Below are 13,522 nucleotides of genomic sequence, written 5' to 3'. Positions count from 1 at the left end.
CACGCGAGCGCCCATGGCATCCCACGATTACCTGAAGAAAATCCTCACCGCGCGCGTCTACGACGTCGCGCTCGAGACGGAACTCGAACCTGCCCGCAACCTGTCGGCCCGGCTGCACAACCCTGTTTACCTGAAGCGCGAGGACAACCAGCCGGTGTTCTCGTTCAAGCTGCGCGGCGCGTACAACAAGATGGCGCACATTCCGGCCGACGCGCTCGCGCGCGGCGTGATCACGGCATCGGCCGGCAATCATGCGCAGGGCGTCGCGTTCTCGGCGGCCCGGATGGGCGTGAAGGCCGTGATCGTCGTGCCGGTCACGACGCCGCAGGTGAAAGTCGATGCGGTACGCGCGCACGGCGGCCCGAGCGTCGAGGTGATCCAGGCGGGCGAGTCGTACAGCGATGCATACGCGCACGCGGTCAAGGTGCAGGCTGAACGCGACCTCACGTTCGTCCACCCGTTCGACGATCCGTACGTGATCGCCGGCCAGGGCACGATCGCGATGGAAATCCTGCGTCAGCACCAGGGTCCGATTCACGCGATCTTCGTGCCGATCGGCGGCGGCGGGCTCGCGTCCGGCGTGGCGGCCTACGTCAAGGCGGTGCGGCCGGAGATCAAGGTGTTCGGCGTGCAGGCCGAGGATTCGTGCGCGATGGCGCAGTCGCTGCAGAAGGGCGAGCGCGTCGAACTGAGCGAGGTCGGCCTGTTCGCGGACGGCACGGCGGTAAAGCTCGTCGGCGAGGAAACCTTCCGGCTGTGCCGCGAATTCCTCGACGGCGTGCTGACGGTCGACACCGACGCGCTGTGCGCGGCGATCAAGGACGTATTCCAGGATACGCGCAGCGTGCTCGAGCCGTCCGGCGCGCTCGCGGTCGCGGGCGCGAAACAGTATGCGGAGCGCGAAGGCATCGAGAACCAGACGCTCGTCGCGGTCACGTCCGGCGCGAACATGAACTTCGACCGGATGCGCTTCGTCGCCGAACGCGCGGAAGTCGGCGAGGCGCGCGAAGCCGTGTTCGCCGTCACGATCCCCGAGGAGCGCGGCAGCTTCAAGCGCTTCTGCTCGCTCGTCGGCGATCGCAACGTGACCGAGTTCAACTACCGGATCGCCGATGCGCAGTCCGCGCACATCTTCGTCGGCGTGCAGATCAAGCGGCGCGGCGAGTCGGAGGAGATCGCCGCGAACTTCGAGTCGCACGGCTTCAAGACCGTCGACCTCACGCACGATGAGCTGTCGAAGGAACATATCCGCTACATGGTGGGCGGCCGCTCGCCGCTCGCGCTCGAAGAGCGCCTGTTCCGCTTCGAATTCCCGGAACGGCCGGGCGCGCTGATGAAGTTCCTGTCGTCGATGGCGCCGGACTGGAACATCAGCCTGTTCCACTACCGCAACCAGGGCGCGGACTACAGCTCGATCCTCGTCGGCCTGCAGGTGCCGCAGGCCGATCGCGCCGAGTTCGAACGCTTCCTCGCGGCCCTCGGCTATCCGTATGTCGAGGAGAGCGCCAATCCGGCGTACCGCCTCTTCCTGTCGTAAAGGCTTCGTGCAATGAATCCCGAACATTCCCCGCTCGGCAAGGCGACCGTCTACGCAGCGCAGTACGACGCGTCGCTGCTGTTCCCGATCCCGCGCGCCGGGGCGCGCGAGCAGCTCGGCATCACGTCGGCACTGCCGTTCTTCGGCACCGACATCTGGAACGCGTACGAACTGTCGTGGCTCAACGCGCGCGGCAAGCCGCAGCTCGCGGTCGCGACGTTCTACGTGCCGGCCGAATCGCCGAACATCGTCGAATCGAAGTCGTTCAAGCTGTATCTCGGCTCGTTCGCGCAATCGAAGTTCGACTCGCTCGACGCGGTGCGCGACGTGCTGAAGCGCGACGTGTCGGCCGCGTGCGGCGCGAGCGTGTCGGTGCAGCTGGTGTCGCCGCACGATTTCGGCAAGCTCGAGATGGAGGAGCTCGACGGACTGTCGCTCGATCGGCTCGACCTCGACACCGACGTGTACGAACCCGATCCGTCGCTGCTGTCGGCCGCCGACGCCGAGGACGAAGCGCCGGTCGAGGAAACGCTCGTGTCCGACCTGCTGCGCTCGAACTGCCCGGTCACCGGCCAGCCCGACTGGGGCAGCGTGCAGATTCACTACGTCGGGCCGCAGATCGATCACGCAGGGCTGCTGCGCTACATCATCTCGTTCCGCAATCACACGGGCTTTCACGAGCAGTGCGTCGAGCGGATCTTCCTCGACATCCTGCATGCGTGCAAACCGGTGAAGCTCGCGGTGTATGCGCGCTACACGCGGCGCGGCGGGCTCGACATCAATCCGTTCCGCACGAATTACAACCAGCCGATGCCGGACAACGCGCGGACTGCGCGGCAGTAATAGCGGCCCGCCTGTCACGAAACAGCCCCGCCGGCTCGCGCCGACGGGGCTGTTTCACTGTGCGCCGGGGATGCCCGCCCGCATTACTTCACCGGCGGCTTGTAAGCGATGCAATCGACCTCGACCTTGCAATCGATGACCATGCTCGACTGCACGCACGCGCGTGCCGGCGGATGCTCGCCGAAGTACGACACGAACACCTTGTTGAACGACGCGAAATCGCGTGCGTCGTCGAGCCACACGCCGCAACGCACGACGTGTTCCAGGCCGTAGCCGGCTTCCTTCAGGATCGCGATCACGTTCTCGATCGTCTGCTTCGACTGCGTGACGATCCCGCCTTCGACGACCTCGCCGTTCACCATCGGCGTCTGGCCCGACACGTACAGCCAGCCGTCGGCCTCGACCGCGCGTGCAAACGGCATCACCTGCCCGCCGGTACCCTTCGCTTCGCCTACGCCATATCGCTTCATCGTTTCACTCCTGGTTGGTCGACCGGCCTCGGCGCGCACGCGCCGGCGCCGGTCCCATGCAACGCACGGTTGCGGATGCGCGCGCCGGCATGGCGCACGCGGCAAATCGGATCAGGACCGCGTTCAGAACGCGGCGTCGGCACTCGCCGCCACGCGCTCGCCGCGCGCGACGAAACCGCCGGCGCGCTCGCCGGTCGGCTGGCCGTTCTCGTAGGTCAGCACACCGTTCACCCACACCGCGTCGATCCCGTGCGCGGGCTGCTGCGGCTTCTCGAACGTCGCGGCGTCGATCACGCGCGCGGGATCGAACAGCACGAGATCCGCGTGGTAGCCGACGTGCACTTCGCCGCGCCGCGCGATCCCGTAGCGGCGCGCGGACAGCGACGTCATCTTGCGGATCGCCTCCTCGAGCGGCAGCAGGTTCGTGTCGCGCACGTAATGGCCGAGCACGCGCGGGAACGCGCCCCACAGCCGCGGATGCGGCAGCGGATCGTTCGGCAGGCCGTCCGAGCCGACCATCGTCGCCGGATGCGACAGGATGCGGCGCACGTCGTCCTCGGACATGTTGTGGTACACGGCGCCGGCCGGACGGATCCGCTGCGCGGCTTCCTGCTCGGTCACGCCCCAGTCGGCCGCGATCGCCTTCAGCAGCTTGCCGGCGACTTCGGGATGCGGTTCCGACCACGTGATCGTGATGTCGATGTCGCCCGTCACCTGCTTCAGGTCGAGCGTCGACGAGCTGCGGCTGTACGGATAGCAGTCGCAGCCGACCGGCTGGTAGCGGCGCGCGCCTTCGAGCGACGCAAGCACCTCGGTGCTGCGGCCCCAGTTCGACGGGCCCGCGCACTTCAGGTGCGAGATCACGACCGGCACCTGCGCGTGACGGCCGACGCGGTAAGCCTCGTCCATCGCGTCGAGGATCGCGTCGAACTCGGTGCGCATGTGCGTCGTGTAGAGCGCGCCCGCATTCGCGAGCGGCTCGGCGAGCGCCATCACTTCCTCGGCCGGCGCCGCGAACGCGGAGCCGTACGCAAGGCCCGACGACAGCCCGAGCGCGCCGTTCGCGAGCGCTTCCTCGAGTTGCGTGCGCATCCCGGCGATTTCGCCGTCGGTCGCCGCGCGGTCGAGGCGGTCCATCTGGTTGTTGCGCAGCGCGGTGTGCCCGACGAGCGCCGCGACGTTCACGGCCGGACGCGCGTGGTTCACCGCCGCGACGTAGGCAGCGAAGGTCGGATAGCGGAACGCGTCGCGATCGCCGAGCAGGTTCATCGGGTCGGGCGGATCGCCCGCGAGCGTCACCGGCGACGCGCTGATCCCGCAGTTGCCGACGATCACGGTCGTCACGCCTTGCGAGATCTTCGGCAGCATCTGCGGCGCGCGGATCACGTGCGTGTCGTCGTGCGTGTGGACGTCGACGAAGCCCGGCGCGAGCGCGCGGCCGTTCGCATCGACGACGGTCTCGGCAAGCCAGTTCGACAGGTTGCCGATCGCCGCGATCACGCCGTTGCGGATCGCGACGTCGCGCGTGACGGGCGGTGCGCCCGTGCCGTCGTACAGCTGCGCGCCGACGATCAGCGTATCGGCGGCTTCGGGATGCGAATGCATGGTCAGTCTCCTACCGGTTGACGGTCTCCGCCGCCGCGGTGCGCATCGAGCGCATGCTTGATGCGGCGCAGCGATTCTCGGCCCGCATCGCCGAGCCGCAGCGCGACTCCGGTGACGAGCACGTCGATCGCCATCATCATCGCGTAGCGCGATGTCGAAGGCTTGTAGATGAAATCGGTTTCGAACGCGACGACCGGGATCAGGTGGTCGGCGAGCTTCGCGAGCGGCGAAGCCGGCGCGGTGATCGCGATCAGCTTCGCGCCGTAGCGCTTCGCGAGGCGGCAGCTCTCGAGCAGCTCGGGCACGCGCCCGCTCACCGACAGCGCGACGACCACGGTGTCGCGCGACAGCGTCGCCGACACCATCCGCTGCAGCAGGCTGTCCTGGTAGCTCGCGACCGGCCGCCCGAAGCGCACGAGCCGGAAGCGCAGTTCGTCGGCGAGCGCGGTCGAGCCGCCGCCCTGCCCGTACACGTAGACCATCTTCGCGCCGGCGAGGAGATCGGCCGCGGCATCGAACGACGTGTTGCGCAGCAGCTGGTGGTTGTGCGCGAGCGCCACGCGGATCTCGTCGTAGACGACCGATGCCGGGCTCGCGTCCACTTCCGCAGGCTCGCCGGACGGCGCGAGAAAGCGCTGGCCGACCGCCGCCGCCTGCGCGACGAGCACCTTCAGTTCGCGCACGTCGCGGCAGCCGACGGCCTTCGCGAACCGCGTGACCGTCGCGACGCTGACTTCCGCGTCGCGCGCGAGCGCGCCGATGCTCGCATGCGCGGCGCGCGCGAGATCGGCGAGGATGAATGCCGCGACCTTGCGTTCGGCCTCGCGCAGCTCGGGCGCGCATTCGGCGATCCGCGCGACGATGTCGAGGACCGGCTGGGCAACCGGTTGCTCGGCGGTGAACGGAACGGACGGAGTGGCGGACGAATTCATCTGCGGAAAAGGGTGTGGCGCTTTATGTTACTAAATAACATCACCGCGCCGATGCTACTTTCTGTACCATCTGCATGTCAACTTCAGTGCAATGCATAGTGATGATGGAGCGGGATGACATGAAAGTTACAAACTATCAGGAACCGACAATCAATCCGTTGGGCAAGGGCCTCGGCAACCTGCCGAGCGCGAGCGTGCCGCTCGACGACGCAGGCCGCCTCGAGTGGAACCTGCTCGCGGAAGACGTCAGCCTGCCGGCAGCGGTGCTGTACGAGGATCGCATCGAACACAATCTGAACTGGATGCAGGCGTTCGTCCAGCAGTACGGCGCGCAGTTCGCGCCGCACGGCAAGACGACGATGGCGCCGCAACTGTTCCGCCGCCAGCTCGCCGCCGGCGCGTGGGGCATCACGCTCGCGACCGCGCACCAGACGCAGGCCGCGTATCACGGCGGCGTGCGCCGCGTGCTGCTCGCGAACCAGCTGGTCGGCCGCCAGAACATGACGATCATCGCGGGGCTGCTGTCCGATCCCGACTTCGAATTCTTCTGCCTCGTCGATTCGGCCGACAGCGTCGACCAGCTCGGCCGCTTCTTCGGCGAAGCGAAGAAAACGCTGAACGTGCTGATCGAACTCGGCGTGCCGGGCGGCCGCGCGGGCGTGCGCGACGCCGCGCAGCGCACCGCCGTGCTCGACGCGATCGCGCGCTATCCGGACACGCTGAAGCTGGCCGGCATCGAACTCTACGAAGGCGTGCTGAAGGAGGAAGGCGAGATCCGCGCGTTCCTGCAGGACGCGGTCGCGTTCACGCGCGAGCTGGCCGAAGCCGGCCGCTTCGCGCGCACGCCGGCGATCCTGTCGGGTGCCGGCTCGGCGTGGTACGACGTGGTCGCGGAGGAATTCGCGAAGGCGTCCGATGACGGTTTCGCGGAAGTCGTGCTGCGTCCGGGCTGCTACCTGACGCACGACGTCGGCATCTACAAGAAGGCGCAGACCGACGTGTTCGCGCGCAACCCGATCGCCCGCAGGATGGGCGAAGGGCTGCTGCCGGCGCTGCAGCTGTGGGCGTACGTGCAGTCGGTGCCGGAAGCCGACCGCGCGATCATCGCGCTCGGCAAGCGCGACGCGGCGTTCGACGCGGGCCTGCCCGAGCCGGCGCGCCACTTCCGCCCGGGCCGCGACAGCGCGCCGCGCGACGTCGCCGCGAGCGAAGGCTGGGCCGTCACCGGGATGATGGACCAGCACGCGTACCTGCAGATCCCGCCGGGCGCGGACGTGAAGGTCGGCGACATGGTCGCGTTCGATATCTCGCATCCGTGCCTGACGTTCGACAAGTGGCGCCAGCTGCTCGTGCTCGATCCGCAGTTCCGCGTGACGGAAGTCGTCGAAACCTTCTTCTGACGCCTGGCGCGCCATCGCGCCGCCTCGCCGCCCCACCGCAGCGCGGGGCGGCCGTCACGCGCGCTTCAATCTGCCGGAGTACACTGCGCTTTCGTCCTCGGGGCTGCTTCGCCGCCGCAGCGCATGCCTGCCGCGCCCGGCGCGAACGGCCCCTCAACGCTGTTCAATGGAGAAAGCCATGGCCGCGAAGAAGATCCTGTTCCTGACCGGTGATTTCGCCGAAGACTACGAAACGATGGTGCCGTTCCAGGCGCTGCAGGCCGTCGGCCATCACGTCGATGCAGTCTGCCCGGGCAAGCGCGCGGGCGACAAGGTCAAGACCGCGATCCACGATTTCGAGGGCGACCAGACCTACACCGAGAAGCCCGGCCACAACTTCACGCTGAACGCGACGTTCGACGACGTCGATGCGGCGGGCTACGACGCGCTCGCGATCGCGGGCGGCCGCGCGCCGGAATACCTGCGTCTCGACGCGAAGGTGATCGCGCTGGTGCGCGCGTTCGCCGAAGCCGGCAAGCCGATCGCCGCGATCTGCCATGCGGCGCAGCTGCTCGCGGCCGCCGACGTGATCCGCGGCAAGCGCATCTCGGCCTACCCGGCCTGCGCGCCCGAAGTGAAGCTCGCGGGCGGCGAATATGCGGACATCCCGGTCGACGCGGCCGTGACCGACGCGCCGTTCGTCACCGCGCCCGCGTGGCCCGCGCATCCGGCCTGGCTCGCGCAGTTCCTCGCGCTGCTCGGCACGCGCATCGAGCTGTGAACGAGGTGGAATGAATTGAAGTGAAACGACGGCCGGCGGCGGGTTCGCGCAGCCCGCATGCCGTGCCGATCAAGACCGGCCGACGGGGTGCATCCCGTCGCGCCGCTTCCGCCCCGCCCTTCAGCGCGATGCCGGCGTCGAGCCGACATCCGCAATCCGCGACTCCAGCATCGCCAGCGCGCCCGACAGGGCGGTCAGCACGTCATCCGGCAGTTGCGCCATCGTCTGGTCGAGGAACGCCTTGCGGCGCGGCAGGCACGCGTCGAACGCGGCGCGGCCCTCGGCGGTCAGCGTGACGTTGGTCACGCGGTTGTCGCGCGCATCGGACGCGCGCTCGATCCAGCCGAGCGCGTCGAGCGACTTCAACTGGCGCGTGAGCGCGCCCGGATCGATGCGCAGCACCTCGACGAGCTTCTTCTGCGACGAATGCCCGTCCATCGTGTGCAGCGCGACCATGATGCGCCAGCGCGGCATCGGCTGCCCGACGTGCGTTTCGAACGCGGTCATGAACGCGCGATACGTGCGTCCGAATTGCTGCAAGATCGCGACGCGGTCCTGTTCTTCCATGCGCTGATGCCTACTCGTTCAATCGGTGAATCGTTCAATCGGTGAATCGTTCAATCGGTGAATCGTTCAATCGGCCGCGACATGCGGCTCGATCTTGTGCCGCAGCGCGATCGGCGGCACGCGGCGGGACTGCCACACCGACACCACGGCGACGACGGCCGCCATCGCGACACCCAGGTGAATCGCGCCGACCAGCGATTCGCGGGCCGTTTCCAGCAGCAGCGCGCCATTATGCCCGGCGCGGGTCAGCTCCGCGACCAGACCGCCTTGCGCGGCGCGGTCGATCAGGATCTGCGGATCGGCGAGCTGCGCGTGCCACTGCAGCGCATGCTCGCCCGACAGCGCGTCGCGCACGCCGCTCGAATACATCTGGTTGACCAGCGTGCCCGTGAGCGCGGTGCCGATCATCCCGCCGACCATCCGCAGCGACTGCAGCAGCGCGGTCGCGATGCCGAGGTGCTCGCGGCCGGCCGTCTGCTGCGCGAACACGGTGAGGTTCGGCAGCACGAAGCCGAGGCCGATGCCGCCCGCGACCATCAGCGCCATCAGCATCCAGGTCGGCGTCGTGTGCGTCGACACGACGATGCCCGCGCACGCGATCGCGAACAGCACGAAACCGACGTGCAGCATCGCGTTCGGATTGCGGATGCGCGTGACCACGCGTCCGTTCATGATGCTGCCGATCGTGATGAACACGACGAGCGGCGTGATCACGAGCCCCGCCGCCTTCGGTGACATCCCGAAGCCGCCCTGGAACAGCAGCGGTGCGTAGAACAAGAGCGAGAACATCGAGAAGCCGGCCAGGATCGCGAGCACGAACAGCGCCGACAGCGCGCGGTTGCCGAACATGTCGAACGGCAGAATCGGCTGCGCGCAGCGCTTTTCCCAATGCCACAAGCCGATGCCGGCGCCGACCGCGACGACCAGCAGCAGCGAGGCCCAGCTCATCACGCCGTACTTCGGCAGCCATTCGACGAACAGCTGCAGCGCGCCGAGCGACAGCGCGATCAGGAGCGCGCCGGGCCAGTCGAGCCGCATCTTGCGGTCGTGCTCGACGTGCCTCAGGTGCGGCAGGTAGCGCCACACGAAGAACAGCGACAGCAGGCCGACCGGCAGGTTGACGTAGAACACCGAGCGCCAGCCGAACGACTGGGTCAGGATCCCGCCGAGCGACGGCCCGACCGCGTTCGCAATGCCGAACGCGGAGCTCATCAGCACCTGCCAGCGCAGCCGCACGACGGAATCGGGGAACAGGTCGGGAATGCACGCGAACGCGGTACCGACCAGCATCCCGCCGCCGATCCCCTGCAGGCCGCGCGCGAGCACCAGGAACAGCATGTCGTTGGCCATCCCGCACAGCACCGATGCGCCGGTGAACACGACGATCGACGCGATCACGAACCACTTGCGGCCATAGTAGTCGCCGAGGCGGCCGAAGATCGGCACGGTGATCACGGAACTGAGCAGGTACGAGGTCGCGACCCATGCGTACAGGTCGAAACCCCTCAACTCGGCGACGATGGTCGGCAACGCGGTGCCGACGACCGTCTGGTCGAGCGCGACGAGCATGGTGACGAACGAGATCCCGATCATCGCCAGCAGCGATTCGCGGAACGGCAGGACTTGCCCGCTCGAATGGTGGGCGGCAGTATGGACGGCCATTTTTTGTTGATGCAACTTTTGACGAGTCAAACAATCTCAAAATTCTAGCACGGCGGAGTAATCTAGGCTGGCGAAGGTGCGGGGCCCGTTCCCCGCCGCCAAGGAGAAAGATGGAACCGATTTCAATCACGCCTGCCGCGACGCTGTCGCCGGAAGACCAGGACGCGTTGCGACGCGCGAAACAGGTGCTGGAAAGCCCGTCGCTGACGATGAAGCTGACGGGCGTGCTGGGCGCGCCGGTCGAGAAGATGATCGCGCGGCTGCCGGACTTCGCGACCGGCAAGATCAACGACGCGACGCAACTTGCGCTGCGCAAGTGCCTGAACATCGCGCTGCGCACGCTCGGCAAGCCGCAGACGCCCGATGCCGAGCCGGACAAGCCGAGCAACCTGCTGCACAAGCTCGCGGTCGCGACGACCGGCGCGGCGGGCGGCGCGTTCGGCTTCCTCGCGCTGCCGGTCGAGCTGCCGGTCACGACCACGCTGATCTTCCGCTCGGTATGCGACATCGCGCGCAGCGAGGGCGAGGACCTGGGCTCGGTGGACACGCAGCTGCAGTGCCTGGCCGTGCTCGGCATGGGCGGCAACCCGGACAAGCGGGAAGAAGACGCCGATCTCGGCTATTTCGTGCTGCGCGGCGCGCTCGCGCAGGCGATTTCGAAGGCGTCATCGGACATCACGACGAAAGGGATCGCCGCGCACAGTTCGGCGGCGGTGTTCAAGCTCGTGCAGACGGTGGCATCACGCTTCTCGGTGCAGGTCACCGAGCAGATGGCCGCGAAGTCGATCCCGGCGATCGGCGCGGTGCTCGGCGCGACCGTCAACACGCTGTTCATCGACCACTTCCAGCAGATGGCGCACGGCCATTTCACCGTGCGCCGGCTCGAGCGCAAGTACGGCTCGGTGGCCGTGCAGGCCGCGTATCAGGCGATCGACGGCTCGCCCGCGCGCTGAACCGCCCGCTCGACCGCGACGCGGCGCAGGAACGCGGCCGCCCGGTCGAGCGCGGCGCGCGACTCCGGCACCATCGGCGTGTACAGCTGCCACACGTGCGGCATGTCGGGCCACACCTCGATCTCCACCGGCACGCCGGCCGCTTTCGCGCTGTCGGCGACGCGGCGCGCGTCGTCGAGCAGCACCTCGGTGCTGCCGGCCTGGATGAAGAGCGGCGGCAGCCCGGTCAAGTCCGCATAGAGCGGCGACGCGTACGGATGCGTCGCCGATGCGTCGCCCAGATACAGCTGCGCCGCCTTCGGCAGCGCCGCGGCCGCAAACATCGGGTCGAGGCCGTCGTTGCTGCGCATCGTCGCGCCGGTGCCGGCCAGGTCGGTCCAGGGCGAGAACAGGATCGCGCCGGCCGGCAACGGTTCGCCGCGATCGCGCAGCGCGACGAGCGTCGCGAGCGCGAGGCCGCCGCCCGCGGAATCGCCGCCGAACACGATCGACTCGGGCGGCGTGCCGAGCGCGAGCAATTGCCGGTACGCGGCCAGCGCGTCGTCGAGCGCGGCCGGGAAGCGGCTCTCGGGCGCGAGCCGGTAATCGAGCGAGAACGAGCGCACGCCCGCGCGCTTGGTGAGACCGAACACGAGCGGCCGATGGGTTTTCGTCGAACAGAAGTAGTAGCCGCCGCCGTGGAAGTACAGCAGCGTGCGGCCAGGCCCGCGCGCGCCGAGCGCATCGGTGCGTTCGAGCCATTCGCCGCGCAGCGGCGCGTCGCCGGGACGGTAGCATTCGCGCAGCCGGTAGCCCGACGGCGCGCGACGCGGCACGACCATTCTCAGGTCGGTGAAGCGCCGCGCGCGGGCGGGATCGAGCACCGGGCGCGTGGTCTCGGGACGAAACTGCCGGCGCAGCAGCCAGCACGCGAACTTGCTTTGCCAACTCATCGAACCTACTCCGTCATCGCAGTGTCACGATGGTACGTGCGATCGTTGCCGCGCCGCTCGACGGGAGCCTCTACATCAAACGCCAGCCTCGGTTTGCCGGCCTAGGTTCGCCTGCCTCAGTTCGCCGGCATCACCTGGCCGCGGATCTCGCCGGCCGGATGCTCCTTCGTGTGCACGTTGAAGTACCACTTGCCGCTCATCAGGTCGGTCACCTGCGCGTCGGTGAGCGCCTTCGATCCCTTGATCGGGCTCGCGAGCTCGTCCTTCGGGATCGGCACCTGCACGCCGGCGTTCTGGCCGACCGGCGCGGGCCCGTGGAAGTGCGCGGCGGTCGCCGGCCCCGTGAGGTGTTCGTAAGTCACCGTCCACTGCAGCAGGTGGCTGGCCGTGTCGTAGGTCGCATCGACGGCGCCGGCGCCCTTGGTCGCGGTGGGCGGCACTTCGCTCGACGGCTGCAGGTTGGCGGACAGGCGCACCGTTTCGGCAGCGGCGCTACCGGCGGCCAGCACGCCCGCGAGCAACGCCACCTGGAGCAAACGCAGCTTCGGCATGAATTCTCCTTGTACGACGTGGTACGCCACCCGGCCGGGGGACGCTCCATGATGGTAGTCGATCGCCGCCGATCCGGCAGCCCGCGCGTCGCGCGCCAGCCTGACGGAACCTGGAAGAGACCTTTGCAGCACGCGCCCTGAATCTGCGCGCGGCCTTTCGCTACACTTCGTCTCACAGTTGCTTGTTTCCTTCGTCCGAAGGAGTCTGCGAGTATTCACGCGGCCATCCGGCCGCGTTTTTTTTTGCGCGTGCCGCACGGCATACGGGCATCGTCCGGCACATTCCGCTGCGCTCACCATCAGGCATCACGAATCGATCTCGCCGCGGCGGTCGAGCCCGGCATCGCGCCGGCACCGCGCCTCACGCGCGATAGCCGGGATCGATGCGATCGACGATGCGCTGCAACGCGTCGAACGCGTCCTGCCCCGCGCCGTGCTTCGGATCGAAATTCAGCGAATCGCGCACGCAGCCCTCGAGCACCGGCGGCGCGATCGGCAGTGCGTCGCCGATCGCATGGGTCGCGACCTGCACCTCGCACGCGCGATTGAGCAGCCACATCAACGAGAAGGTCTGCGCAAGCGTCGCGCCGATCGTCACGGGCCCGTGGTTGCGCAGCAGCAGCACGGGCCGCCCGCCGGCGCTCTCGACGATGCGCCGCCCTTCCTCGAGATGCACGGTGATGCCCTCGAAATCGTGATACGCGATCTTCCCGTACAACTGCGCCGAATAGAAGTTCGAGAACGACAGCCCGTCGCGCGAGCAGCACACGGCCATCGTCGGCGTCGTATGCACGTGCATCACGCAGTGCGCGTCGGGCAGCGCCGCATGGATCGCGCTGTGGAAGGTGAAGCCGGCCGGATTGATCGGCCAGTCGGAATGGCCGATCACGTTGCCGTCGAGGTCGATCTTCACGAGGTTCGACGCGCACACCTCGCGGTAATGGAGCCCGAACGGATTGATCAGGAAATGGCCGTCCTCGCCCGGCACGCGCAGCGAGATATGGTTGTAGATCAGCTCGGTCCAGCCGAGATGGTCGAAGATCCGGTAGGCGGCCGCGAGCTGCACGCGCGCCTGCCACTCGGCTTCGGAAAAACGGGCGGGACGCGTGAACGGCTGGTTGGGTACACGTTGCATGGGGCACTCCGGTTGCGGGCTTGCGCGGCCGCGCGGGCGGCTGCGCGCATCGTCCCTCGTCTCCTGGCGGCGCACGCGGCGTGCTTGGCGCACATGGCGCGTGCGGCGCGTCGTTCGGCACCGCTTCCGCCCGCATTGCGCGAGCCGTCCGGCGGCACCCTTCACGATACGCATA

The 13,522-nt window shown here is 68.2% G+C and carries 13 protein-coding genes; 5 read left to right on the top strand and 8 right to left on the bottom strand.

Annotated features, from left to right (window positions below):
• Positions 1-13 precede the first annotated feature (13 nt).
• Together ilvA and queF are read left to right on the top strand one after the other, a co-directional pair.
• Positions 14-1,537 carry a threonine ammonia-lyase, biosynthetic gene (gene ilvA, locus U5A56_RS28840; protein WP_044848605.1) on the top strand — a complete coding sequence of 508 codons (1,524 nt, stop codon included), beginning with the start codon at positions 14-16 and terminating at the stop codon, positions 1,535-1,537.
• A gap of 12 nt (positions 1,538-1,549) precedes the next feature.
• A complete protein-coding gene (gene queF, locus U5A56_RS28835) occupies positions 1,550-2,380 on the top strand; it encodes an NADPH-dependent 7-cyano-7-deazaguanine reductase QueF (protein WP_044848604.1) in 831 nt (276 codons plus the stop codon).
• A gap of 83 nt (positions 2,381-2,463) precedes the next feature.
• Here the strand turns inward: queF and U5A56_RS28830 are convergent, their stop codons facing one another.
• The 3 genes from U5A56_RS28830 to U5A56_RS28820 form a co-directional block, all read right to left on the bottom strand.
• On the bottom strand, positions 2,464-2,850 hold the full coding sequence (locus tag U5A56_RS28830) for a RidA family protein (RefSeq protein WP_006477830.1): 387 nt from the start codon (positions 2,848-2,850) through the stop codon (positions 2,464-2,466).
• A 123-nt stretch (positions 2,851-2,973) separates the two neighbouring features.
• Positions 2,974-4,455: a D-aminoacylase gene (locus U5A56_RS28825; protein WP_321925833.1), complete on the bottom strand. Its 1,482-nt coding sequence runs from the start codon at positions 4,453-4,455 to the stop codon at positions 2,974-2,976.
• 2 nt (positions 4,456-4,457) lie between these two features.
• Positions 4,458-5,387 carry a MurR/RpiR family transcriptional regulator gene (locus U5A56_RS28820; RefSeq protein WP_321925831.1) on the bottom strand — a complete coding sequence of 310 codons (930 nt, stop codon included), beginning with the start codon at positions 5,385-5,387 and terminating at the stop codon, positions 4,458-4,460.
• A gap of 119 nt (positions 5,388-5,506) precedes the next feature.
• Between U5A56_RS28820 and U5A56_RS28815 the strand changes: the two genes are divergently transcribed.
• Together U5A56_RS28815 and U5A56_RS28810 are read left to right on the top strand one after the other, a co-directional pair.
• Positions 5,507-6,787, top strand: coding sequence for an amino acid deaminase (locus U5A56_RS28815; protein ID WP_124521032.1), 1,281 nt, complete (start codon positions 5,507-5,509; stop codon positions 6,785-6,787).
• 178 nt (positions 6,788-6,965) lie between these two features.
• Entirely contained in the window at positions 6,966-7,547 is a 582-nt protein-coding gene (locus U5A56_RS28810; protein WP_044848600.1) for a DJ-1/PfpI family protein, read from the top strand.
• A 120-nt stretch (positions 7,548-7,667) separates the two neighbouring features.
• Here U5A56_RS28810 and U5A56_RS28805 read toward each other — a convergent pair whose 3' ends face one another.
• Positions 7,668-8,114 carry a MarR family winged helix-turn-helix transcriptional regulator gene (locus U5A56_RS28805; RefSeq protein ID WP_044848599.1) on the bottom strand — a complete coding sequence of 149 codons (447 nt, stop codon included), beginning with the start codon at positions 8,112-8,114 and terminating at the stop codon, positions 7,668-7,670.
• Positions 8,115-8,180: 66 nt separating this feature from the next.
• Positions 8,181-9,776, bottom strand: coding sequence for an MDR family MFS transporter (locus tag U5A56_RS28800; RefSeq protein ID WP_321925828.1), 1,596 nt, complete (start codon positions 9,774-9,776; stop codon positions 8,181-8,183).
• A 110-nt stretch (positions 9,777-9,886) separates the two neighbouring features.
• Between U5A56_RS28800 and U5A56_RS28795 the strand changes: the two genes are divergently transcribed.
• Positions 9,887-10,729 carry an EcsC family protein gene (locus tag U5A56_RS28795; RefSeq protein ID WP_044848597.1) on the top strand — a complete coding sequence of 281 codons (843 nt, stop codon included), beginning with the start codon at positions 9,887-9,889 and terminating at the stop codon, positions 10,727-10,729.
• Here U5A56_RS28795 and U5A56_RS28790 read toward each other — a convergent pair.
• The 3 genes from U5A56_RS28790 to U5A56_RS28780 all read right to left on the bottom strand — a co-directional run bounded on the left by U5A56_RS28790 (position 10,699) and on the right by U5A56_RS28780 (position 13,347).
• Positions 10,699-11,661: an alpha/beta hydrolase gene (locus U5A56_RS28790; RefSeq protein WP_321925827.1), complete on the bottom strand. Its 963-nt coding sequence runs from the start codon at positions 11,659-11,661 to the stop codon at positions 10,699-10,701. The two genes, U5A56_RS28795 and U5A56_RS28790, sit on opposite strands and share 31 nt — an antisense overlap.
• Positions 11,662-11,777: 116 nt before the next feature.
• On the bottom strand, positions 11,778-12,212 hold the full coding sequence (locus U5A56_RS28785; RefSeq protein ID WP_044848607.1) for a CHRD domain-containing protein: 435 nt from the start codon (positions 12,210-12,212) through the stop codon (positions 11,778-11,780).
• A 361-nt stretch (positions 12,213-12,573) separates the two neighbouring features.
• On the bottom strand, positions 12,574-13,347 hold the full coding sequence (locus U5A56_RS28780) for a class II aldolase/adducin family protein (protein ID WP_124488592.1): 774 nt from the start codon (positions 13,345-13,347) through the stop codon (positions 12,574-12,576).
• Between the last annotated feature and the right edge of the window lie 175 nt (positions 13,348-13,522).

The sequence above is a fragment of the Burkholderia sp. BCC1998 genome (assembly GCF_905339875.1).
Taxonomy (GTDB): domain Bacteria; phylum Pseudomonadota; class Gammaproteobacteria; order Burkholderiales; family Burkholderiaceae; genus Burkholderia.
The sequence above is the reverse complement of the archived record's forward strand: the minus strand, read 5'-3'. Positions and strand labels throughout refer to the sequence as shown.

Bases quoted from the DNA above. Each gene is read 5' to 3' on its own strand.
- ilvA (WP_044848605.1), top strand. From the start codon at position 14: ATGGCATCCCACGATTACCTGAAGAAAATCCTCACCGCGCGCGTCTAC.
- queF (WP_044848604.1), top strand. From the start codon at position 1,550: ATGAATCCCGAACATTCCCCGCTCGGCAAGGCGACCGTCTACGCAGCG.
- U5A56_RS28830 (WP_006477830.1), bottom strand. From the start codon at position 2,850: ATGAAGCGATATGGCGTAGGCGAAGCGAAGGGTACCGGCGGGCAGGTG.
- U5A56_RS28825 (WP_321925833.1), bottom strand. From the start codon at position 4,455: ATGCATTCGCATCCCGAAGCCGCCGATACGCTGATCGTCGGCGCGCAG.
- U5A56_RS28820 (WP_321925831.1), bottom strand. From the start codon at position 5,387: ATGAATTCGTCCGCCACTCCGTCCGTTCCGTTCACCGCCGAGCAACCG.
- U5A56_RS28815 (WP_124521032.1), top strand. From the start codon at position 5,507: ATGAAAGTTACAAACTATCAGGAACCGACAATCAATCCGTTGGGCAAG.
- U5A56_RS28810 (WP_044848600.1), top strand. From the start codon at position 6,966: ATGGCCGCGAAGAAGATCCTGTTCCTGACCGGTGATTTCGCCGAAGAC.
- U5A56_RS28805 (WP_044848599.1), bottom strand. From the start codon at position 8,114: ATGGAAGAACAGGACCGCGTCGCGATCTTGCAGCAATTCGGACGCACG.
- U5A56_RS28800 (WP_321925828.1), bottom strand. From the start codon at position 9,776: ATGGCCGTCCATACTGCCGCCCACCATTCGAGCGGGCAAGTCCTGCCG.
- U5A56_RS28795 (WP_044848597.1), top strand. From the start codon at position 9,887: ATGGAACCGATTTCAATCACGCCTGCCGCGACGCTGTCGCCGGAAGAC.
- U5A56_RS28790 (WP_321925827.1), bottom strand. From the start codon at position 11,661: ATGAGTTGGCAAAGCAAGTTCGCGTGCTGGCTGCTGCGCCGGCAGTTT.
- U5A56_RS28785 (WP_044848607.1), bottom strand. From the start codon at position 12,212: ATGCCGAAGCTGCGTTTGCTCCAGGTGGCGTTGCTCGCGGGCGTGCTG.
- U5A56_RS28780 (WP_124488592.1), bottom strand. From the start codon at position 13,347: ATGCAACGTGTACCCAACCAGCCGTTCACGCGTCCCGCCCGTTTTTCC.